General features: G+C 73.8%; 20 protein-coding genes and 1 pseudogene. 11 read left to right on the top strand and 10 right to left on the bottom strand.

Going from position 1 to position 21,887, the window contains the following annotated elements:
* Positions 1-37 precede the first annotated feature (37 nt).
* The 5 genes from ACLQ27_RS24070 to ACLQ27_RS24050 form a co-directional block, all read right to left on the bottom strand.
* Positions 38-2,416, bottom strand: a complete 2,379-nt coding sequence (locus ACLQ27_RS24070) for a tetratricopeptide repeat protein (RefSeq protein WP_357575280.1) — start codon at positions 2,414-2,416, stop codon at positions 38-40.
* Positions 2,413-4,182, bottom strand: a complete 1,770-nt coding sequence (locus ACLQ27_RS24065; RefSeq protein WP_357489958.1) for an ABC transporter permease subunit — start codon at positions 4,180-4,182, stop codon at positions 2,413-2,415. Before ACLQ27_RS24065 ends, ACLQ27_RS24070 begins: the two co-directional genes overlap by 4 nt.
* On the bottom strand, positions 4,179-5,456 hold the full coding sequence (locus tag ACLQ27_RS24060) for a hypothetical protein (RefSeq protein ID WP_425868735.1): 1,278 nt from the start codon (positions 5,454-5,456) through the stop codon (positions 4,179-4,181). The genes ACLQ27_RS24065 and ACLQ27_RS24060 overlap by 4 nt, the downstream gene beginning before the upstream one ends.
* A complete protein-coding gene (locus tag ACLQ27_RS24055) occupies positions 5,453-6,085 on the bottom strand; it encodes an ATP-binding cassette domain-containing protein (protein WP_425868733.1) in 633 nt (210 codons plus the stop codon). Before ACLQ27_RS24055 ends, ACLQ27_RS24060 begins: the two co-directional genes overlap by 4 nt.
* Before the next feature lie 89 nt (positions 6,086-6,174).
* Positions 6,175-7,167, bottom strand: a complete 993-nt coding sequence (locus tag ACLQ27_RS24050) for a helix-turn-helix transcriptional regulator (RefSeq protein ID WP_425868731.1) — start codon at positions 7,165-7,167, stop codon at positions 6,175-6,177.
* A 44-nt stretch (positions 7,168-7,211) separates the two neighbouring features.
* Here ACLQ27_RS24050 and ACLQ27_RS24045 point away from each other — a divergent pair, with 44 nt between their 5' ends.
* Genes ACLQ27_RS24045 through ACLQ27_RS24025 form a run of 5 tightly spaced genes read left to right on the top strand, consistent with a single transcriptional unit; the run spans position 7,212 to position 11,111 of the window.
* Positions 7,212-7,691: a hypothetical protein gene (locus ACLQ27_RS24045; protein ID WP_425868730.1), complete on the top strand. Its 480-nt coding sequence runs from the start codon at positions 7,212-7,214 to the stop codon at positions 7,689-7,691.
* Positions 7,691-8,152, top strand: coding sequence for a hypothetical protein (locus ACLQ27_RS24040; protein WP_234589955.1), 462 nt, complete (start codon positions 7,691-7,693; stop codon positions 8,150-8,152). The genes ACLQ27_RS24045 and ACLQ27_RS24040 overlap by 1 nt, the downstream gene beginning before the upstream one ends.
* A gap of 10 nt (positions 8,153-8,162) precedes the next feature.
* Positions 8,163-8,702 carry a PH domain-containing protein gene (locus ACLQ27_RS24035; protein WP_425868728.1) on the top strand — a complete coding sequence of 180 codons (540 nt, stop codon included), beginning with the start codon at positions 8,163-8,165 and terminating at the stop codon, positions 8,700-8,702.
* Between the two features lie 59 nt (positions 8,703-8,761).
* The gene (locus ACLQ27_RS24030) at positions 8,762-10,252 is read left to right on the top strand and encodes a flavin-containing monooxygenase (RefSeq protein ID WP_425868726.1); all 1,491 of its coding nucleotides are present in this window, start codon (positions 8,762-8,764) and stop codon (positions 10,250-10,252) included.
* The gene (locus ACLQ27_RS24025) at positions 10,239-11,111 is read left to right on the top strand and encodes an SDR family NAD(P)-dependent oxidoreductase (protein WP_425868724.1); all 873 of its coding nucleotides are present in this window, start codon (positions 10,239-10,241) and stop codon (positions 11,109-11,111) included. The genes ACLQ27_RS24030 and ACLQ27_RS24025 overlap by 14 nt, the downstream gene beginning before the upstream one ends.
* Here ACLQ27_RS24025 and ACLQ27_RS24020 read toward each other — a convergent pair whose 3' ends face one another.
* The 3 genes from ACLQ27_RS24020 to ACLQ27_RS24010 form a co-directional block, all read right to left on the bottom strand.
* Positions 11,112-12,590: a cryptochrome/photolyase family protein gene (locus tag ACLQ27_RS24020; RefSeq protein WP_357489975.1), complete on the bottom strand. Its 1,479-nt coding sequence runs from the start codon at positions 12,588-12,590 to the stop codon at positions 11,112-11,114.
* Positions 12,591-12,665: 75 nt separating this feature from the next.
* Entirely contained in the window at positions 12,666-13,841 is a 1,176-nt protein-coding gene (locus tag ACLQ27_RS24015) for a low temperature requirement protein A (RefSeq protein WP_357489977.1), read from the bottom strand.
* Between the two features lie 69 nt (positions 13,842-13,910).
* Positions 13,911-14,330, bottom strand: coding sequence for a hypothetical protein (locus ACLQ27_RS24010; RefSeq protein WP_357489979.1), 420 nt, complete (start codon positions 14,328-14,330; stop codon positions 13,911-13,913).
* Positions 14,331-14,518: 188 nt separating this feature from the next.
* Here ACLQ27_RS24010 and ACLQ27_RS24005 point away from each other — a divergent pair, with 188 nt between their 5' ends.
* Positions 14,519-15,604 carry an S-(hydroxymethyl)mycothiol dehydrogenase gene (locus ACLQ27_RS24005; protein ID WP_357489981.1) on the top strand — a complete coding sequence of 362 codons (1,086 nt, stop codon included), beginning with the start codon at positions 14,519-14,521 and terminating at the stop codon, positions 15,602-15,604.
* Positions 15,604-16,233 (top strand): MBL fold metallo-hydrolase, encoded by a 630-nt coding sequence (locus ACLQ27_RS24000; protein WP_357489983.1) that lies wholly within the window; start codon positions 15,604-15,606, stop codon positions 16,231-16,233. Before ACLQ27_RS24005 ends, ACLQ27_RS24000 begins: the two co-directional genes overlap by 1 nt.
* A gap of 7 nt (positions 16,234-16,240) precedes the next feature.
* Here the strand turns inward: ACLQ27_RS24000 and tsaA are convergent, their stop codons facing one another.
* Positions 16,241-16,669 carry a tRNA (N6-threonylcarbamoyladenosine(37)-N6)-methyltransferase TrmO gene (gene tsaA / locus ACLQ27_RS23995; RefSeq protein ID WP_425868722.1) on the bottom strand — a complete coding sequence of 143 codons (429 nt, stop codon included), beginning with the start codon at positions 16,667-16,669 and terminating at the stop codon, positions 16,241-16,243.
* A gap of 53 nt (positions 16,670-16,722) precedes the next feature.
* Here tsaA and ACLQ27_RS23990 point away from each other — a divergent pair, with 53 nt between their 5' ends.
* The 3 genes and pseudogenes from ACLQ27_RS23990 to ACLQ27_RS23980 all read left to right on the top strand — a co-directional run.
* Positions 16,723-17,181, top strand: coding sequence for a VOC family protein (locus tag ACLQ27_RS23990; RefSeq protein ID WP_357489987.1), 459 nt, complete (start codon positions 16,723-16,725; stop codon positions 17,179-17,181).
* Entirely contained in the window at positions 17,165-18,274 is a 1,110-nt protein-coding gene (locus ACLQ27_RS23985) for a DUF3626 domain-containing protein (protein WP_425868721.1), read from the top strand. The genes ACLQ27_RS23990 and ACLQ27_RS23985 overlap by 17 nt, the downstream gene beginning before the upstream one ends.
* A 498-nt stretch (positions 18,275-18,772) precedes the next feature.
* Positions 18,773-19,213: pseudogene (locus ACLQ27_RS23980) on the top strand (hypothetical protein); the annotation flags it as partial.
* Positions 19,214-19,298: 85 nt separating this feature from the next.
* On the opposite strand, the gene ACLQ27_RS23975 reads toward ACLQ27_RS23980, so the two are convergent.
* Positions 19,299-20,720, bottom strand: coding sequence for a hypothetical protein (locus ACLQ27_RS23975; protein ID WP_425868719.1), 1,422 nt, complete (start codon positions 20,718-20,720; stop codon positions 19,299-19,301).
* Positions 20,721-20,972: 252 nt separating this feature from the next.
* Between ACLQ27_RS23975 and ACLQ27_RS23970 the strand changes: the two genes are divergently transcribed.
* Complete coding sequence (locus ACLQ27_RS23970; protein WP_357489993.1) at positions 20,973-21,284, top strand: MazG-like family protein; 312 nt, start codon at positions 20,973-20,975, stop codon at positions 21,282-21,284.
* The last annotated feature ends 603 nt before the right edge of the window (positions 21,285-21,887 follow it).

The following is a 21,887-nucleotide window of genomic DNA, read 5'->3' as shown; positions in this document are numbered from 1 at the left end:
GCGATGGACATCACGTCGGCGCGGCGGGACGAGCCGCTCAGGAGCCGGCTTGCGTCACGTCGACGTCCTGCTCCAGGCGGCCGTCCGCGGCGGCCAGCGCCCGGTCGTCGTCGACCTCCTCGGCCACCGTCGCCGCGTCCGCCCAGAGCCGCCGCGCCTCGGCCCCGTCGCCCAGCGCGGCGGCGGCGTCGCCCAGGTACAGCAGGGTGCGGCCCAGCCCCGCCGTCGGCCGGGTCTCCGCCCGCAGCCGCCGGCTCTCGGCCAGCAGCTCGTACGCCGCCCGCGCCTGCCCCGGCGTGCTGGTCAGCAGCGTCGCCCCGGCGTTGAGCAGCGCCGCGGCGCGGCTGGTCGGGTCGTTGACGGACTCGTATTCGCGCAGCGCGGCCCGCCACGCCTGCGCCGCGTCCAGGTGCTCGCCGAGGGTCGCGTGCACCAGCACCAGGTTGGTCAGCGCCGCGGCGTAGCCGCGCGCGTCACCCACCGACCGGAACGTGTTCGCCGCCCTGACCAGGTGGTGGTGCGCGGTGTCCAACTCACCCCGGGCCAGTTGCGCCGCGCCCAGGCCCAGGTCGGTGAGGGCATGCCCGGAGCGGTCCGCCGACGAGCGGTGCCGGCGGGACAGCTCCAGGTGCTCCACCGCGTCGTCGAGCTGCCCCAGATCGAGCAGGGCCAGGCCCAGGTTCATCCGTGCCTGGGCGGTGCCCCGCCGGCCGCGCTCGGCCACGGCGAGGGTGAGCGCGGCAGCCGCGCCCTGCGGGTCGTGCCGGCGCCGGCGCAGCACCCCCAGCTCGTTGTGCGCCCACCCGGCGATCTCCGGCCGGTCGTCGGCGGTCGGAGTGGCCAGGACCGTGCGGCAGACCTGCTCCCACTCGTCGAGTCGCTCGACGTGCGCGAGCCATCCGCACAGCGCCACGGCCAACCGGAACCACCACCGGCGGACCCGACGGGGCAGCGTCTCGGCCGCTCCGGCCGGCACCCGGACCACCGCCAGCAGCAGCTCCTGGTGCAGGTCGAACCAGCCGTACGGGTCGTCGTCGAGCGGCAGCGACCACTCCCGGTCCGGCGGGGAGCCGAGCACGGCCAGGTTGGCCGCGTGTCGTTCGGCCCGGCGGGCCAGGTGCCGGGTCAGTCGGGCCTGCGCGGCGACCCGGGAGCGGGCCGGCTCGGCGTCGCGCAGGTGCAGCCGGGCGTTCGCGGCGAGCAGCGGGCGGACCTCGTACCGGTCGCCGCTCGCGCCGACCACGAACGCGGCGGCGGCCAACTGGTCGAGAAGCCCGGTCACCCGCTCGGGGTGGCGGCGGGCCAGCGCGGCGATGGTCGGCCGGTCCACCGGGGCGGGGGTCAGCGACATCAGCCGGTACAGCCGACGCGCCTCGCGGGTCAACGCCCGGTAGGCGGTGTCCCGTTCGGTGACGAGTTGGGCCGCCGGCGACACGGCGACGCGCTGGTGCGGCGGGGTGCGCACCGCCCGGCGCAGCGCGTCCAGAACGTCGGAGTGCCGCCAGCCGTGCTGGGCGGTGCGGTAGCCGAGCGCCCGCACGGTGCGGGGCTGCCGTCCGCACAGGTCGACGATCTCGCGTACCGCCGGGTCGGTGCGTGGGTCGGCGCGGCGGATCCGGGCGGCGGGCGCGGCCCCACCGGCCGCCGCGAACAGCTCGACCGCCTCGTCCGGGCCCGGCTCGGCGATCCAGTGCTCCACCACGCCGCCCAGGCCGCTGAGCGCGGGGCCGCCGGCCAGCAGCAGCCGGCAGGTGCGGGCGGTCGGCGGCAGCAGCGCGCGGACCTGCTCGGGACGGTCGACGTTGTCCAGCACCAGCAGGATCTTGCGACCGTCGAGCTTGCGGCGCAGCGCGGCGGCGGCGGCCGCGAGGGCGTCCGGGCGGCCCGACGTCGGTGGGGCGGTGCCCAGGACGCCCGCCAGCGCGGTGAGCACCTGCCGTGCGGAGCGGGGACGACCGCCACGGCGCAGGTCGAAATGGTACTGCCCGTCCGGGAAGTCCTCCCGGCACAGGTTCGCCGCCTGGACGGCGCAGGCGGACGTGCCCACCGCCCGCCGGCCCAGCACCGCCACCGCGTGCTCGCGGGCGAGCAGGTCGAGCACCGCCTGGACGTGCTCCTCCCGGCCCGCGAACCCGGCCGTGTACGGCAGGGTGGGCACGTCGGTAGGCGGTGTGGTGACGACGTCGGTGGGCTCCGGGCCGGTCTGGCGGACGGCACGTCGTCGGCGCAGCTCGAACACCACGAAACCGACGCCGCCCACGACCGCCACCACGATGCTGGCCGGGCCGAGCACACTTGCCGCGAACTCGGACAGCAGGTTGCTGGCCAGGTTGCCGAACACCCCGCTGAGCAGCGTGCCGATCGTCACGAGCACCGGCCAGCGCGGCGCCCGGCCGGGACCGGTGGGGCCGGTCACCGGACGCCCCCGGAGACCAGCCCGGCGACGAGCTGCCGTCGGGCGAGCACCATCAGCACCACCGGAAGCACCGAGGCCAGCACCGACCCGGCGGCCAGGACGCCGCTGTTGGACACGAAGCCGCGGCTCTGCCCGGCCAGGAACAGCCCGAGCGGGGTGGCCTCCGGCCCGCTGAACAGCAGGCCCACCGCCAGGTCGTTCCAGACCTGGACGAACTCCAGCACGGAGACGGCGATCACGGCCGGCAGGTTGTGCCGGGCCAGCCGGTGCAGGGTGCCCCACCAGCGCCGACCGCCCAGCCGGGCGCCCCGCACCTGCTCGGCCGGCAGGTCGGCGAACGCGTTGCGCAGCACCAGCACCGCGAACGGCACCCCCAGCGCCACGTGCACCAGAGCCAGCCCGCGGGCGGTGCCGGAGGAGAGCACCACGCCCAGCACCTCGTTGACCGGCCCGGCGATCACCTGCACCGGGACGACGGTGGCGGCCATCAGCAGCAGCCCGGTCGCCTGCGCGGCCGGCCCGGTCAGCCACGCCAGCGGGTACGCGGCCAGCAGCGCGACGACCAGCACCGTGGCGGTCACGACGGTCGCCAACAGCAGCGTGAAGCCCAGCGCCCGCCACAGCTCGCCGCCACCGAGCAGCGCCGCGTAGGAGCCCGTCCCGGGCGGAGCCGACCACCAGCCGCGCGCGGCGGCGTCCACCTGCCCGTGCGCGGAGGTCGCCACGAGCACGACGAGCGGGATCAGCCAGGCCACCGCGCCGCCCGCGGCGAGCAGCCGGAACAGTCGTCGCGGCGGCGGGGTCGTCGGTGCGGGCCCGGGTGTCGCCTCGACGCGGGGTGGCGGCCACGCCTGGCGGACGAAGAACGCCGCCACCAGCATCCCGGCGGCCACCGCCACGAGCCAGACGACGCCGAGCGCGGCGCCCTGCCCGGTGGTGGTGCCGCCCGAGGTCTGCCAGACCCGCAACGCGAGCACCGCCGCGTCGTCGCGGACCGACCCGGGCGTCATGACGAGGATCAGGTCGAAGGTCCGGCTGGTGCCGAGCGCCACCAGCGCGAAGACCACCGCGACGGTACGCAGCAGCAGCGGTCGCCACTGCGCGTCCCACAGGACGTGTCGTCGACCGCCGCCGTAGGCGCGGACCGCGTCGGCGAGGCTCGGTGGCAGCCGGTCCAGTGCGGCCCGGAAGACCAGCACGGCCAGACCCACCCAGGCCCAGACGAACGCCGACATCAGCGCCACCGTGACCAGGCCCGGCCCGAGCAGTTGCGGCGCGTTGTCGTCGGCGCGGCCGGTCAGCCGTGCCGCGAGCAGGGTGGCCAGGCCGCGGGTCGGGTCGGGGTCGTACATGAGGCGGAAGGTCACCCCGGTGACGACAAGCGGCAACGCCACCGGCACCAGCAGGATCAGGCGGACCAGCCCGCCCTCCTTCCAGCGGCGGGACGCCACGGCGAACAGGTAGCCCAGCGCCGTCACCACCGCCGGCACCAGCACCGCCCACAGCACCGTCCGGCCGACCACCGCGCCGGTGCCGGGCGCGGCGAGCGCCGCGCGGAAGTGCTCCGCGCCGACCCAGCGACCGTCGGTGGTGACGCTGGCGTGCAGCGTGCGCAGCACCGGCCACAGCACCAGCGCGCCGAGCAGCAGCGCGGCCGGCAGCAGCAGCGCGGAGGTCGCCCCGGCCGCCGGGTAGGCCCGGCCACGCCGGGGCGGGCCCACGTCGTCGAGCACCGCCAGCTCGCCGAGCACCTTGACCTGGCTCATCGGCCGCCGCCCGCGTCGCGGGCCGCCGCCGCGAGCTGCCCGGTGGCCCGGCGAACCGCCTCACCGGCGGAGACACCGTCGGTGACGTCGGCGAAGAAGTCCTGCATTATCCGCCAGATGCCCACCCCGTCGGAGCCGGTGAACGGACCGGGCAGTTGGTCGGAGAGGTCGAAGTGCAGGGTGTCGGGGCCGCGCATCTCGCGGGCCAGCTGGCGACGGACCGGGTCGGCGTAGTCGGTGAGCGCGATTGTGGTGTTCGGTGACAGGTAGCCGCCGGCGCGCAGCCAGGGCTGGAACGAGTCGGCCCGGGTCAGCCACTCGACCAGCTCCACCCCACCACGGGCGTCGGCGAACACGACCGCCACGTCCCCGCCCACGATCAGCGCGCCGCCGCCCGTGCCGGCGCTCGGAAACCGGAACGTGACGGGCTCCTCCGGGCCGCGCCGGAACCGGCCGACCACCTCGGCGGTGAAGTCGGCCTCGAAGACCATCACCGCGCGTCGGGAGCGCACCACCTGGATCACCGACTCCTCGTACTGGGTGAGCAGCGCGCGTCGGCCGCCGCCGGGGAAGGCGCCGTCGATGCTCCACAGCTCGGCGAGCCGGTCCAGGGTGTCGCGCACCGGCCGGCCCTGCCAGTCGGCGTCCGGCCCGGCCAGGGCGTCGTAGGCGGTCGGCGCGAGGTCGGCCAGCACGTTCTCGAACCAGTCGGTGAGCACCCAGCCGTCCGCCGCGCCGATCGCCAGCGGCGCCGGGCCGGCGCCGCGCCGGGCGAGCGCGCCGAGGCGGCGGGTCAGCGAGACCAGCCCGTCCCAGCTGGTCGGCTGCTCGGGCAGCATCGAGGGCAGGTGCCAGACCAGTGACTTGTGCGCGGCCTTGACCCAGACGCCGTAGCGCTGCCCGCCGGCCATCAACAGGTCGCTGAGCCCGATGGGCACCGCGTACTCGGTCGAGGGTCGCACCGGGCGTAGCCAGCCCCGCGCGGCGTACTCCGTCACCAGGCCGGGGCGCGACAGGATCGCCACGTCCGGCGAGGTGCCCGCGAGGTGACGGGCGCGCAGGAACGCGTCGATGTCGTTGCCGGCGCTGACCACGCGCACCGGGTGCGGATAGGTGGCCACGACCTCCCGGAAGCGGTCCAGCTCGCTGCCGCTCCACACCACTGCCACCTGCACCGAGGGGCTGCCGCCGGCACACCCGGCCGCGGTCGCCGCCGCGCCGGCCGCGGCGGCGCGCAGCAGCGTACGCCGGGTGAGGCGGCCGGCCGGCGTCACCGCAGCGCCTCGTCGGGCTCGGTGACCAGCTCGTGGTGGCGGGGGATCTCGGCGAGCGTGGCCGGGTCGGCGGTGCAGACGAGCACGGCCACCCCCGGCGCGTCCGGAGGCGCCAGTCGGGGCAGCAGGTCGGCGAGGCGGCTACCGCCGGACGGGTCGACGGGCAGGTCGACCACGAGCACCTCGGGCAGGCAGACCGCCGCGCGGGCCAGTGCCACCCGGAAGCGCTGGGCGTCGGAGAGCAGGTGGGGCAGCAGATCCAGCGTCGGCGCCAGCTCCAGCCGGTCCACCACGGTGGCCGTCCAGTCGTCGGCCACCTCGTGCACCCGCTCGCGTTTGCGCTGGCCGTACTCGATGTTGCGGCGCACGGTGAGCTGCGGCAGCAGCGCCCCGCCGGCGGGCACGTAGCCGATCTGCCGGCGCGGCGGCGCGAGGGCCGTGACGTCCCGGTCACCGACCAGGATCCGCCCGGTGACCGGGGCGGCGAGCCCGGCCAGCACCCGGGCCACGGCGGTGCCGACCCGCTGCGGCGCGACCAGGGCGACCGTTTCACCGGACGGGACGTCGAGGGTCACCGGCCCGGTGCCGGGGACGGCGACCAGTGCGCGTAGTCGTAGCGTGGCCCTCACCTCCGGTGACCGCTGGTGCCCGTCCCAGGGTGGCACACCCTGCCGACAGTCGATGTCCCGCCGATCTTCCACTGTGGAAGCGGCGGTGGCTATCGGGTCGGCGGGCCGGCTGGGGCGTAGAGGGCGGCCAGCCCGGCGGCGGTGGCGGCCAGGCGGTCGCGGAGCGCGAGCGGGGTGAGCACCTCCACGTCGGCGCCGAGGCGCAGCAGGTCACCGTGGGCGTGGGTGAGCGACTCGATCGGCAGGACGGCGGTCACCCAGCCGTGCGCGTCGGGTGGCCCGGCGCTGGCGTCCACCGCGGACACCACCGGGTCGCTGCCGATCTCCCGCAGCCGTTCCCGGCCGGCGGGCGACAGCCGTACGGTGGCCTCGTCGCGGTGCAGCCGTTCCCGGAACCGGAGCACGTGCTCCCGCCACCAGGCCGGCAGGTCGAAGTCGGCAGGTCGGTCGAACTCCTGCGCCAGCGGGGTCAGCGCGAGGATCTGGTTGACCCGGTAGGTCGCCGGCTCGGCGCGGCCCGGCCGGGTGGCCACCACGTACCACCGGCCGCCCTTGAGCACCAGGCCGTACGGCTCCAGCACCCGGGTCACCTCGCCGCGCCAACCGCGGTAGCGCACCTCGATGCGCTGCTGCCGCCAGACGGCCTCGGCCGTGCGGGCCAGCTCGGGGGAGGCGTCGCCGTCGGCGTACCAACCGGGTGTGTCCAGGTGGAAGCGTTGTTGCAGCTGGGTGGCCCGGTCGCGCAGGGGGGCGGGCAGCGCGGCGTGCAGCTTGAGTTGCAGGGCGGCCACCACGTCGCCGTAGCCCAGCTCGTCGGCGGGGCCGGGCAGCCCGGCCAGGAAGAGGCGGTCGGCCTCCTCGGCGGTCAGGCCGGTCAGCCGGGTCCGCCAGCCGCCGACGAGTTGGTAGCCGCCGGCGTGCCCGGCCTCGCCGTAGAGCGGGATGCCGGCGGCGTGCAGCGACTCCACGTCCCGGTAGATGGTGCGCGGGGAGACCGACAGCCGCTCGGCGAGCTGCGCGGCGGTCAGCCGGCCGTGCGACTGGAGCAGCAGCAGGACGGAGAGAAGTCGACTGGCCCGCACTTCACTGACACTAGCTGTCAGGGGAGTGGTCCTACCGTCCCGGCATGGCTTTTCGCGACAAGGATCTACGAACGCCGGGACCAGTCACCGTGGACGGCTGGCAGCTCAAGCGCTACCACATCGACCAGCCGGAGCGGCCTATCGAGCCGGAGGTGCGCAAGGCCGCGTACGACCTGCTGCCAGCGCTGCTAGCCCGCGCGGTGAGCGACGGCACCCCGGCCGCCGGCTGGGTGGTGCTGCACCGGGGCGCGGACACCGGCGCCTACCTGCTGGCGTACACCTGGGTGTGGGACAACGCGCTGCAAGTGCACATCGCGGTGGCCGGGCAGCCCGCGCTGGACTGCCCGGACGTCGACCCGACCCACTTCGTCGAGCTGGGTCGGCGCGAGGTCGGCTGCGTGTGGGAGCTGGCGGTGCTGGAGCACGAGCGGGCCGCCTGGGTCCGGCACATGCTGGTGCCCGAGGCTCCCGACCTGACCGGCTATCTGGATGACACGCGAGCGGAAGGGCCGGTGGGCCGCTGATGGGCGACTTCGACTTCTACGTGGGCACCTGGAACGTGGTCAACCGTCGGCTGCGCGAGCGGCTGACCGGCTGCGACGAGTGGGAGGAATTTCCCGGGGTGTCGGTCGCGCACAGCTTCTTCGGCGGCGGCGGCAACTTCGACGAGATCACCTTTCCGACCAAGGGTTTCTCCGGCGCGACGATCAGGATCTTCGACCCGGCGAGCGGGCAGTGGTCGATCTACTGGATGAACAGCGGTCGGGGGGAGTTGGAGCAGCCGCCGATGGTGGGGCGTTTCGTCGACGGGGTGGGCCGCTTCTACGCCGACGACCAGCACGAGGGGCGGCCGGTCCGGTGCCGGTTCATCTGGTCGGGGATCACCGCGACCACGGCCCGCTGGGAGCAGGCGTTCTCGGTCGACGGCGAACGCACCTGGGAGACGAACTGGATCATGGAATCCACGCGAGCGTCCACCGACTAGCCTGCGGACCATGCGCAGATGGCGGCGGATCAGCCCCTGGGGCGCGGCGCAGGCGGTCACCGGACTCACGCTGCTGGTCGGGTCGACGATGGCCGTCGCCGTGGTGGTCGCCGCCAGCCGTGGACCCGCCGACGGCAGGATCGATGCATCGGCGGCCCTCGGTCTGACCGGCGCGTTGCTGTTCCTCGGACTGTGGCTGACCGGCGTCCTGCGGATGTACCTCGCCGGGATCTACGTCAACGACCGGGGCGTACGGCTGCGGCACGTGTTCCGCACGCGGACCCTGCCCTGGCCGGAGGTGACCGGGTTCGAGGCCCGTCCCGCGCTGCTCCTCGGCGGGCCCACCGCGCGTGACGCCTGCTGGGTGCTGACGACCAACGGGGCGTTCGAGTCGGCGGTGCAGCGGCGTTCCAGGATGGCGAGCCTGCGCAAGAACAACGGCCCGGTGCTCTCGGCCGACGACTTCGCGCGGATGCTCGCCCGGCTCGACGCCGAGCGCGCCTCCCACCGTCACGGTCAGTTCGGCGGCCCGGCGGTGGTCTCGGGCTAGGTGCCCGGCGTCCGGGGCGGTGTTAGTGTCCGTCCACCGCCCCGGACGGGAGGAACGCGATGCCCTCCGACCACGTCGACGTGCTCATCATCGGCGCCGGCCTGTCCGGCATCGGCGCCGCCTGCCATCTGCGCCGCGACTGCCCCGACAAGACGTACGCGGTGCTGGAGGCACGGGACGCGATCGGTGGCACCTGGGACCTGTTCCGCTACCCCGGTATCCGGTCCGACTCGGACATGTTCACCCTCGGCTACTCGTTCCGGCCGTGGACCGACGCGACGGCCATCGCCGACGGCGCGGCCATCCGGGAGTACGTGCGCGACACCGCCCGGGAGTACGACGTGCAGCGCCACATCCGCTTCTCCCACCGGGTGACGCGCGCCGAGTGGGACAGCGGAACCGCCCGCTGGACGGTGCACGCCGAGCGCACCGACACCGCCGAGACCGTGGTGCTGACCTGCTCGTTCCTGTTCGCCTGCACCGGCTACTACCGCTACGACGAGGGCTACACGCCGACCCTGCCCGGCGTGGACGCGTACGCCGGGCGGCTGGTGCACCCGCAGCACTGGCCCGACGACCTGGATCACACCGGCCAGCGGGTGGTGGTGATCGGCAGCGGCGCGACAGCCGTGACCCTGGTGCCGGCCCTGGCGCAGCGGGCCGCGCACGTGACGATGCTGCAACGCTCACCCACGTACGTCATCGCCCTGCCCTCGCGCGACCGGCTGGCCGGCGCGTTGCGGCGCCGGCTGCCGGCGAGCGCCGCGTACCGGGTGGTGCGGTGGAAGAACGTGCTGCTCTCCACTGTCAACTTCCAGCTCAGCCGGCGCGCGCCAGCCCTGGTCAAGCGGCTGCTCCGGCGCGGCGCGAAGCGCCAGCTGCCGGTCGGGTACGACGTCGACAGGCACTTCTCGCCCCGCTACGACCCGTGGGACCAGCGGCTCTGCGTGGTGCCCGACGGTGACCTGTTCACCGCGGTGCGGCAGGGGCGGGCGTCGGTGGTGACCGACACGATCGACGCGTTCACCGCGCACGGGGTCCGGCTGGCCTCGGGCGACGAGCTGAGCGCCGACATCGTGGTGACCGCGACCGGGCTCAACCTGCTCGCGCTCGGTGGCCTGACACTGCGGGTGGACGGCGTCGACGTCGACCTTCCCGGGACCGTGGCCTACAAGGGCATGATGCTCTCCGGCGTGCCGAACTTCGCGCTGACCATCGGCTACACCAACGCGTCGTGGACCCTCAAGGCCGACCTGGTCGCCGGTTACGTCTGCCGGCTGCTGCGCCACCTGGACCGCACCGGCCAGCAGGTCGTCACCCCGCTCCCACCGCCCGACGCGCGGCGGGTGCCGCTCATCGACCTGCGCTCGGGCTACGTGCTGCGCAGCGTCGACGCGCTGCCCAGGCAGGGCGCGCGGGCGCCCTGGCGGCTGTACCAGAACTACGCCCGTGACGTGCTGCTGATGCGGCACGGCCGGCTCACCGACGAGGGTGTGCGGTTCACCCGCCGCACCCGGCAGGGAAGGAGCACCGCTCGTGCGGAGGTTTGAGTTCGCCGGCGCGACTGCCGTCGTGACCGGCGCGGCCAGCGGCATCGGCGCCGCGTTGGCGCACGGCCTGGCCGCTCGGGGCAGTGACCTGGTGCTGCTGGACCGCGACGCCGAGCGGTTGGACGCCGTCGTCGCCGCCATCCACGCCGCGCACCCGGACCGGCAGGTGCACACGTACCGGGTGGACCTCGCCGACGCGGCCGCCACCGCCCGGGTCGCGGTCGAGATCGGCCAGCGGCACCCACGCGTCCGCCTGCTGGTCAACAACGCCGGTGTCGGCCTCGGCGGGCGGTTCGACCAGGTGACGTTCGACGAGTTCAGCTGGGTGATCGACATCAACTTCCGGGCCGTGGCGCAGCTGACCCACGCGCTGCTGCCCGCCCTCAAGGCCGAGCCGGGCGCGCACCTGGTCAACATCTCCAGCCTGTTCGGGCTGATCGCGCCGGCCGGGCAGACCGCGTACGCGGCGAGCAAGTTCGCCGTCCGCGGCCTCACCGAGGCGCTGCGACACGAACTCGTCGACGACGGCATCGGTGTCACGTCGGTGCACCCCGGCGGGATCCGCACCCGGATCACCGAGAACGCCCGGGTCGGCAGCGGCGTGTCGATCGAGGAGTACACCGCCGGCCGGGCCCAGTTCGAGAAGCTGCTCACCATCGCCCCGGAGCGGGCCGCCGAGGTGATCCTGCGCGGCGTCGAGCGGCGCCGGGGCCGGGTGCTGATCGGCTGGTCGGCGAAACTCCCCGACCTGCTGGCCCGGATCCTGCCGGCGTCGTACAACCGGTTGCTGGTCGTCGGACTGAACCGGGGCGTCGACCGGCAGGTGCCGATCCCGCCGCCCGTCGCGGACCCCACCTGATCATGGAGGGCTGCTGCCCCGCTTCTCCTCCTGCGCCAGCACCGCCTCGCGGTGCTCCGGCTCGTCTCGGCGGGCCAGCTCCGCGGCGAGCCGCGGGTCGGCCACCAGCCGCTCCCGGTTGCGGTGCAAAAAGCTCTCGAAACCCCCGGTGTACGGGCAGGCCAGCTCGCCGAGCGCCCGCTCGGGGGTGTAACGGCAGCCGGCGCAGTAGTCGCTGATCTCGTCGATGTCGGTGCCGTCCACCGCGTACGGGCGGGTGTCCACCCGGGCCAGGTCGGCGTACTGGCTCATGCCGATGACGGTCGCGTTCATCACCCAGTCGGTGCCGTCGACGAAGCAGCGCTGGAACCAGTCCGCCACCTCGGTGGGACGCCAACCCCGCTGCAACGCGTAGTTGCCGAGCACCAGCAGCCGGGGGCTGTGGTGCGTCCACGCCCGGTCCCGGACGGCGGCGAGCACGTCGGCCAGGCAGCGCGCCTCCACCGCGTCGGCGTCCAGCTCGGCGAACCACTGCGGCACCGGCTCAGTCGCGGCCAGCCAGTTCGCGCCCCGAAAGCGTGGCTCGTGGTACCAGTACAGCTGCCAGAGGAACTCCCGCCAGCCGAGCAGCCCGCGGATGAACGGCTCCACCGCCGTACGCGGCGCGGCGCCGGACCGCCACGCCTGCTCGGCGGCGCGGACGGCCGGCTCAGGGTGCAGCAATCCCAGGTTGAACGACGACGACAGCGCCGAGTGCGCGAACAGCGGATCGTCCGCGCTCATCACGTCGGCGTAGCGGCCGAACCCGGGCAGCCGGTACGTCAGGAAGTGCGCCAGCCGGGCCTGCGCCTCGGCGTGCGTGGCCGGGTGCTGCCGGGGGCCGTCGCGGCCGACGAACCGCACCCCGTCGGCGGCCCACCGGTCCAGGTCGCGGCGGACCTGCGCGTCGATGTCGTCCTCGACGATCGGCGGTGGAGGCGGCGGCGTAGCCGGCACGGCCGGGGCCTCCGAGCGGGGTCGGCGCGGCGCCGGGGTGCCACCGGACCCGCCGGTGCCCCGGGCCGAGCCGGTCAGCACGTCGTGCCAGCGACGGGCCTGCCGGTAGAAGTCAGCCATCCGCAGCGGACCCCGGCGGGTGCGGTCCGCCCATGCCGCGAAGTCGGCCTGGCTGGTGATGAAGCCGCGCGGCGGCAGCACGGTCAACCCGGGCGCCGAGCGGGCGAACTCCAGCGCGGCCCGGGAGTGCGGATGGCACACCTCCACCGGCTCGGCGACCTGGGCCAGGGCCTCGCGGAACGTGCCGGTACGCAGCAGCAGCGCCCGGTCGCCCAGCTCGGCGGCACGGTGGCGCACTGCGGAGAGGATCAGGTGCGCCTTCTGCCGGTGCATCGGCCGACGGCGAAACAGCTCCCGGACCTCCACCAGGAGGACCGGTTGATCGGGGTCGTCGAGGAAATGTGGCCCGAGTTGGTCGGCCAGCAACCATCGGCGGCGAGGCATGCCGCAATTCTGCCGACTTCCGGGCCGTCCCGCGCGCCGGCAGGCCGGGTGGCCGACCTCTGATCCAGATCGGAATCAGGCCCGGCGCGTCGCAGGCGCCCCGCTGTCGCGTTCGCGCAGCAGCACCGTCAGGGTCACGAGGGCGACGAGCAACACCGCGAGCACCTGCACCGGGGCCGGGCCCAGCGGCACGAGCAGCGCCAGCAGTGCGACGACCGGATAGGCGACGACCACCGCGCCGTGCTGCTGGCGGCGCACGAGCAGCACCCAGACGGTCAGCAGGTAGACGGCTGTCGGCACGGCCACCGCGTACGCGGCGGCCGTGCCGGAGACGTGCGCGAGGTGCCGCTCGTGGTCCACCACCACGGGCAGCCCCGCTCCGACCGCGGCGATCGCCCCGAAGATCAGATAGTGGCCGTAACCCCAGATGAGCGAGTACGGCAACCGGTCCGGCGCGTCCACCGGACGGTCGAAGTAGAGCCACCAGAGCGCGAACACGATGAGCGCGCCCGCCGCCGCGAGCGCCCAGAGACCGTGGTCGCCCGCGTCGAGCCCGGTCTGGATCGCCACCGAGATCGCCAGCACCGCCTCGCCGAGCACGATCAGCGTGAACAGTCCGTACCGCTCGCCGATGTGCCCCGGGTGCCACGGCGTCATCCCCGGACGCTCGGCCACCGCCGGCACCAGCAGATCGGCGAGCGCCAGCAGCACGAACGCCCCGATGCCCCAACCGTCGGGCAGCGCCAGCCGCAGCAGCCAGCCGAGCTGCACGACTGTCACGCCTATCGCGTAGCGGCGTGCCGCCGCCCGGTGCGCCGGATCGCCGGCGGCTGCCCGGATCCACTGTGTGACAGCGGCCAGCCGCATCACCACGTACCCGTAGGTGATGACGGTGAAGTCGCCGTCGGTGAAGGCCCGGGGCACCCCGGCCGCCAGGATCAACGCCCCGGTGATCTGCACCAGCGTCGTGATCCGGTAGACGTCGTCGTCGGTGTCGTACGCCGAGGCGAACCAGGTGAAGTTCATCCACGACCACCAGATCGCGAAGAACACCATCAGGTAGCTGGTCAGCGCGTGGGCGAGGTGACCCTCGGCGACGTCGTGGTGCAGGCTGGTCGCCGCCTGCGCCACGGCCACCACGAAACACAGGTCGAAGAAGAGCTCCAGCGGGGTGGCCGCGCGGTGCGGCTCGTCGCGGCGGCGGGGCCTCATCGGTCGGTAGAACGGTCGCACCGAACGACTGTGGGTCACCGCAGCTCCTCAGACCGACCGCCGGGTCGCCCACACGATAACGGGTGGCGGCGGCGCGATTCGCCCAGGTCAGCCGCGCCGGCGGCCGTGGGTCAACCCCTCCAGCACCAGGGTCAGGCCGGCCCCGACCAACCAGACGTCCTTGGCCAGCCCCGCGCCCTGCTGTGTCGGCCGTACGCTGCCCGGCTCGCGCATCCCGGGCGTCTTCAGGTACAGCTGCACGAGGCCCGCGCCGAACGCGGTCAGGCCGAGCCCCACCAGGGGCGCCGGGACGAACGGCGCGAGCAGCGCGGCCCCCAGGGCGATCTCGGAGTACGACAGCAGCTTGGCGAACCGTGGCGGCTCCAACTGACCGAGCTGCGGCATCGCCGCCACCGCCATGCCGTGCATGGCCTGCGCGGCCTCGCCCTCCAGGTTCCGCTTGCCCAGACCCGAGTTGAGGAAGTACGCCCCGATGGTGACGCGCAGCGGCAGGTGCGCGAGTTTCATGATCACTCCCGGTGGTCGTGGTCCGAATTGTGGCCCGCGTACCCGGCGTGACAGCTGATAACCGCACCGCCCGGCCGACTGGGCCGACAGTGGTGATCGGGGTAGGTTCGCCAGGGGCCCACCGCCGAGCCCGGTTCATCCGCCCGCCCGGTGTCCGGCCCCGCCGCACACCACCAGCAGGAGGCGAAGTGAGCCAGCAAGTCCGGGGAGTCATCTCCCGCAGCAAGGGCGCACCGGTCGAGGTCACCACCATCGTGGTGCCCGATCCCGGCCCCGGTGAGGCGATCGTCCGGATCCAGTCCTGCGGGGTCTGCCACACCGACCTGCACTACCGCGAGGGCGGCATCAACGACGACTACCCGTTCCTGCTCGGGCACGAGGCGGCGGGCGTCGTCGAGCAGGTGGGCGACGGCGTCACCGACGTCGCCCCGGGCGACTTCGTGGTGCTCAACTGGCGGGCCGTCTGCGGCGTCTGCCGGGCCTGCCGTCGGGGCCGGCCCTGGTACTGCTTCAACACCCACAACGCCGCGCAGCGGATGACGCTCACCGACGGCACGGAACTCACCCCGGCGCTGGGCATCGGCGCGTTCGCCGAGAAGACGCTGGTGCACGCCGGTCAGTGCACGAAGGTGGACCCGGCCGCGCGGCCGGCAGCGGTGGGCCTGCTCGGCTGCGGCGTGATGGCCGGGCTGGGCGCGGCGATGAACACCGGCAACGTGACCCGCGGCGACTCGGTGGCGGTGATCGGCTGCGGCGGCGTCGGGGACGCCGCGGTCGCCGGCGCGGCCCTCGCCGGCGCCACCACGATCGTCGCGGTGGACACCGACAGCCGCAAGCTGGACTGGGCCCGACAGTTCGGCGCGACGCACACCGTGAACGCCTCCGAGACCGACCCGGTCGAGGCCATCCGCGCCGCCACCGGCGGCTTCGGGGCCGACGTGGTGATCGACGCGGTGGGGCGACCGGAGACCTGGAAGCAGGCCTTCTACGCCCGGGACCTGGCCGGCACGGTCGTGCTGGTCGGCGTTCCGACCCCGCAGATGCGCATCGAGCTGCCGCTGCTGGACGTCTTCGGCCGCGGCGGCGCGCTCAAGTCCAGCTGGTACGGCGACTGCCTGCCCAGCCGGGACTTCCCGATGCTCACCGAGCTGTACCTGCAGGGCCGTCTCGACCTGGACGCCTTCGTCACCGAGGAGATCGCTCTGGACCAGGTCGAGAACGCGTTCGACCGGATGCACCACGGCGACGTGCTCCGCTCGGTGGTGGTGTTCTGATGGCCGTCCGGGTTGACCACGCGGTCACCTCCGGCACGTTCTCGCTCGACGGGCAGACGTTCGAGGTGGACAACAACGTCTGGGTGATCGGCGACGACGACGAGTGCGTCATCATCGACGCGCCGCACGACGTGCCAACGATCCTCGCGCTGGTGGGCGGTCGCCGGGTCCGGGCGATCCTGGCCACCCACGGGCACGACGACCACGTACGGGTGGCGCCCGAACTGGCCGAGGCCACCGGCGCTCCGGTGCTGCTGCACGACGCCGACCGGGTGCTCTGGGACCTGGTCCACCCCCAGTTGCCGCCGCACGGCGAGGTGCGGGACGGGCAGAGCATCGAGGTGGCCGGCACCCCGCTGTGGGTGCTGCACACCCCCGGGCACAGCCCCGGTGCGTGCAGCTTCTACGCCCCGGAGCTGGGGGCGGTGTTCACCGGCGACACCCTGTTTCATTCAGGACCGGGCGCGACCGGGCGCTCGTACAGCGACTTCGACACCATCATCGAGTCGATCCGCACCCGGTTGCTGACCCTGCCCGCGGAGACTGTCGTGCACACCGGGCACGGCGACGACACCACGATCGGCGCGGAGGCCCCGCACCTGCCGGAGTGGCTGGCCCGCGGTCACTGACGGCGGCTCAGCGTTCGTCGGGTGGGCCGAGCACCGGCTTGACGTCCAGGACGGGGGTGCCGTCGAGGGCCTCCAGGTCGGCCACCTCGACGCGCAACCCGTCCACCGCCAGCACCCGCACCCGGTGCAGGCCGATCGGGTTGGGCCGGTGCGGGGAGCGGGTGCTGAACACGCCGGTGCGCGCACGGGTCTCGTCGCCGCGCGGGTGCACGGTCAGCACGTCGCGCCGGGCGCGGTCCAACCAGGTCAGCACCAGCAGCTCCGCGCCGGCCGACAGGTCGGCCAGAGCCTGCTCGACCTGCGGGTCGAAGATCAGCCACGCGGTGGGCGCACCCTCATCGCCCTGCCGGGGCGCGCTCGCCGCGTCGGTCAGCGGCGAGGCCACCCGACCGACCGGACGCACCACGTACGCGTCGTCGCCATCCGTCTCGACCATCGTCGCTCCCTTCCGGACGGTGTTCAGCCTAGGGCGTTGTTAGGATCCGGCGCATGGCCGCCGAGCACCAGGTTCCCGTCGTCCGTCAGCTGCGCCTCGTGGTGGAGGCGGCCGACCACGAGGCCGCGGTGGCGTTCTACCGGGACGCCCTCGGTCTGCCCGAGGAGGCGGCGTTCACCGGTGACGGCGACGCCCGCGTGGTGATCCTGGACGCCGGTCGGGCCACCCTGGAGATCGCCAACCCGGCGCAGAAGCGCATGATCGACGAGGTCGAGGTGGGCCGGCAGGTCGCGCCGCGCATCCGGGTGGCCTTCGAGGTCGACGACACGCGGGCGACCACCGCCCGGCTGGTCGCCGCCGGGGCGAGCGAGATCGCGCCGCCGACGCGTACGCCCTGGCAGTCGCTGAACTCGCGCCTGGACGCCCCGGCGGACCTGCAGATCACCGTCTTCGAGGAGCTGGGCGCACCGCCGGAGCGCGCCGTGGACCCCGGACATGACGGCGACGTCTGAGCGACGGCTCCGCGCCGCACTCACCCCGGCGCAGGCGGCTGCCCTCGCGTACGTGCGGTCGTCGGCGGTGGTCGAGCGTCCCGCGGCGCTCGCCGCGATCGAGCGGCACATCGTCGCGGCCGATGTCGGCCACCGGCCGGACCTGCTGCTCGCCGCGGCTGCCCACCGTGGTCGGCTGACCGTCAACTTCCACCCCGATCGCCTGTGCGCCGACGGGCGTGCCGTCGCGGCGGCGCTGGCCGAGGACGGGGTGTACCGCAGTCAGTTCGTCACCGGGATCTCCAACGGCGGCCTCACCGCGTATCCCGGTGGCGATCGGGACCGGTGGGAGCACCGGATGTTCGGCGGCGCGTACCAGCGGCCCGGGGTGGCCCCGGCGGAGCGACCCACGTACGGCGGGATCAACCTGCTCGACCACGCGGACGGCGCCTGTCCCCGCTTCGGCTCCTGTCACCTGCGGCTGCGTCCGGCGGTGTGGGGCCGGGCGACCTTCTGCCTCGGCGACAGCCACCTCGGTCCGGACGTGGTGGGCACGGCGGACGCCTTCGAGGCGGTGTTCGCCGGGCTGCTGGCCGGCGTCGCCGGCACCGGCGAGTGCCTGGGACGGGCCGGGATGGACGTCGCCTCCCTGGCCCGGACGCTGCTGGAGGCGCCGAGCACGCCGGCCACCCTCGGGCGCGCGCTCGACGACTACGTGGAGGCCCAGATCCACGGCCCGCTCGACCTCGCGCACGATGTCGAGGAACTGGTGGTGGATCCGTCGTTCGCCGGCACCCCGACCGGGGCGGCGCTGGAATCAACCGCCCGGCGGTACGGTTTTCCGCTGCGCTGGCACAGCGGTTTCGCGCTGGCCGTCGACCGGGTTGACGCCGAGTTCCGGGGGCCCGCGATCCCGGTGCTCGCCGCACGCCTGCACCGGGAGTTCGCCCGCCCGGGCACGCCGGTGGACGCGGAGCTGATCGGTCGGGGCGCCGTGTCGGTGGTCACCGAGCCGCAGCGGTGGGCGGACCGGGGCCCGATCGCTGACACCCTGCAGCACCTCAAGCAGCTCTGGCACGTTCTCGTCCGGTTCGGCACGGCCCACCGCGGTTGACCCGGCCGGGTGGATCGTCCCATTTTCGCCGTCCGAAGGGTCTGCCATCCGATTCTCGGAGTGACCGGGACCGCAGGCGCCCACGCCTCGGGCATTTCCGGAATGACCGACACGTCAACCCGGTTGTGTCCCCCGTACCGCCGGAGCCCAAACCCCTTTCCGCGGTCATCCTCCCGAGGAGCGTTCACCCCGGAGCGCTCCGCACGATCGAAAGGAACCATCGTGAAGGTCGACTTCACTCGATGGCTCCCCGCCATCGCTAAGGACTCGTACCGCAAGACCGCGCTGAGCGTGGTGGGTGTGGCTGCCCTCGGCGGTCTGGCCCTCGCGCCGACCGCGACCGCCGCCCCGGTCACCAGCGGGCCGCACCAGGGCGCTGTCGCCGCCATCGACCTCGCCACCGGCAAGGCCGCCACCTCGGCCAAGCAGCAGAAGGACCAGCCGGTCGAGTCCGGGCTGACCACCGGCTCCGCCACCGGCAAGCCGCCGGCCGGCAAGCCGAGCCGCGACGAGTTGATCCCGCACGGCATCGAGGGCGCCCAGTCGCGCATCCCGCTCGACGACGCGCAGCTCGCCAACGCCCGGGCGATCGTGGACGCGGCCAAGAAGACAGGCGTCGGCGACCGTGGCGCGGTCATCGGCGTCGCCACCTCGTTGCAGGAGTCGAAGCTCTACAACCTCGGCCACCTCGGCGCGTACAACGACCACGACTCGCAGGGCCTGTTCCAGCAGCGCCCGTCGTCCGGTTGGGGCACGCCCGACCAGATCACCGACCCGGAGTACGCGGCCACGGCGTTCTTCAGCGCGCTGAAGAACGTGGGCGGCTGGCAGGACCTGCCGCTGACCGCCGCCGCGCAGACCGTGCAGGTCTCCGCCTTCCCGTACGCGTACGCGCAGTGGGAGGAGCAGGCGGCGGACGTCGTCCAGCAGCTCTGGTGACACGACACGCACACACACGCCGGCCGGCCCCCATCTCGGGAGCCGGCCGGCGTCGTCGTGTCGGCGCTGTCCGGACGGCGCTGCCTCAGCAGGGCGCGTACAGGCGGCGGGTGCCGACCCCTGCGGCGTACGCGGCCCGGTCGCTGAACCGGCAGCCGTAGTCGGGTCGGGCCACCACCGCCGGATCGGTCACCGTGTCGCCGGCCGGGCGCTTGCCGGTGCGTACCCAGGACACCAGGTCGTCCCAGGCGGCGCCGGCCTCGGCCGGGCTGAACTCGCAGTGCTGCGCGGCCCGGATGGCCCGCTGCACCACCAGCCGGCCACGACCGTGCCGTGCCACGTCGGTGGCGTACGCCTGCTCCATGCTGAACGGCACGAACATGTCGCCCAGGTCGTGCAGGCTGACCACTGGCGCGCTCGGCCGCCCGGCGATCTTCGGCACCTCGGTCAGCGTCGGCAGGAGTCGCTGCACGACGTTCTCCGGAGCCACCCGCTGCACCGACGAGTTGACGTCGACCGGGATGTTCGGGCTGTAGCGGGTCAGCAGGTTGGTGGAGATCTGGCTGGGCCGCTGGGCGGGGGAGTCGCCGCCGTCGGTCACCGCGATGGAGAAGAGGAAGTCCTTCCAGACCGCGAAGGCCGCCTCCGCGCCGGGCCGTGGCCCGCCCGAACGGTTCACGGTGATGGCCCGCAACTGCTTGCCCCGATCGTTGGTGGTGTCCGGCCCGGTCGGCGTGAGACCCGCCAGCCCGAGCGCCACCTGGATGCGGGGCACCGCGTTGCCCAGGTAGTCGGCCGGCGTCGGGTAGGCCGGCACACCGGCGAGGGTCTGCGCGACCAGGTTGTAGTCCAGATAGAAGTCCAGCAGAGTCTGGTCACCGAGCACGCCGCACATGGGCAGCGCCCCGTCGTAGTAGCCCGGATACTGCTCCAACGAGCGCCCGATCACGTACCCGCCCATCGACACCCCCGCCAGGTAGGTGCGGTGAGGTCTGCGCACCGTCCGTCCGAAGTGGTCGGCGAGGTCCCTCGTGCTCAGCACGCCGGAGCGGATGTCGAAACCGTTGCGGTCGTACGACGACGACGCCCACGCGTATCCCTGGGCCAGCAGCCGCTGGCGCAGCTCGAAGGCCGGCGGCTCCGGCGAGAGCACCGTGCCCTGGCCGCGGTAGCCGTGCGCCCACACCACCAGGTCACCGTTCCACCGGGCGGGAACCTCGATGATGTACGCGGCGTGCCGGTGCACGCCCTGGCGTACCGTCGTCGGCTTGCCGGCCACCACCAGCGGCGCCAGCGGCGGATTCTGGAAGGTGTAGCCGGGCAGCGGCTGGTCGCCGGAGGGGTCGTGGCCGGCGGTGCTGGGCGCGGCGCCGGTGGTGTTGGGTGCGGCGGCGGTGCTGGCTGCGGCGGCGGTGCTGGGTGCGGCGCCGAGCAGCCCGACGGCCAGGGTCAGTGTCGCGGTGGCGGCGATCAGGGGGCGGAGCCTGCGAACGGGTACGGACAGCATCGATGCTCCCCATCGGACGGATGTCGCCTGCGGGGGCGACCAGGCGGGACGGTTGCCTACCGGCCGGTAGCGCCCTGAACCTAGGACTGCCGTCGACCGGAGTCAATGGCTGAACTGACCGACCAGTCAGACAGCCGGTGCGGCCCGCGCGTCCCGACCGTGCGGGCTGCGCCCTTACCGTGCCCCCGGGTGCGCCCCGACCGTGTGGCCCGGGTGTGTGACCGGCCCGGGCGGTCGGGTTGACTGGTCGCCGTGGACGACTCGATCTGGGCGGCGGCCCGGTCTGCGCGGAGCTGGCTGGACGCGGCGAACGGCACCGGGCAGACGGAACTGACCTGCCGCATCCTGAAGCTCACCGAGGAGGCGGGGGAGGCGTCAGCCGCCTGGATCGGTCTGCTCGGGCAGAATCCGCGCAAGGGTGTCACCCACACCCGCGAGGACGTGGCGGCCGAGTTGGCCGACGTGGTGTTCACCGCGCTCGTAGCCATCGAGAGCCTCGGGCTCGACGCGCAGACCGTTGTGGGGGCCTGTGCGGAAAAGGTCCGCTCTCGCCTGGAAGGCTGACGCCATCCGACCTCCATGATCCACTCGACTTCATGGAAACCGGGGTATCAGCCGAGTCCGAATACCCCGGTTTCACGTAACCCGAGTGGATCATCCCCTGGCCCTTCCCAACCGCCCGCGTCGCTGTGCCCGACTGGGCGGGATGTCCGTTTCTGGGCGGTCGTTGGGTGGTGACCGGTCGCACCCGTGGGCCGGAATCGTGGCGGGCCGGGGGTCGTTACATACCCTGACGATCGCAGGGCCACGGCCACCCCCGCCCGCTCGACCGGGCTGGGAATGGCCGACGCGGCCGGGTCGTTGCAGACCCCCGAACAACCCGTGGCCCCGCCCCCTAGGCCCCGGTGAGGGCCCGGGAATGACCCCGGATGGCCGGCCGTTACACACGGTCCGGACGCCGCGAGCCCCGCTTGCGGGCCGCCGGGAATGACCGCGGATCGCGGGTCGTTACACACGGTCCCGGCGCCGCGAGCCCCGCTCGCAAGGTCGCCGCGCCGCGAGCCCCCGGCTCGCAGGCCCCCAAACTTTGCCCTTGTTTTGTGCAGCGCCGGACGAGGTGCTCACACCCCACGTCACCGACCCCCGCTGGTGGTGTGTGTGGTGTTC

Origin of the sequence: Micromonospora sp. DT63 (assembly GCF_049841615.1) — a bacterium.
Classification (GTDB): Bacteria; Actinomycetota; Actinomycetes; order Mycobacteriales; family Micromonosporaceae; genus Micromonospora.
Note: the sequence above shows the minus strand (reverse complement) of the source record. Positions and strands in the feature narration are given on the sequence as shown.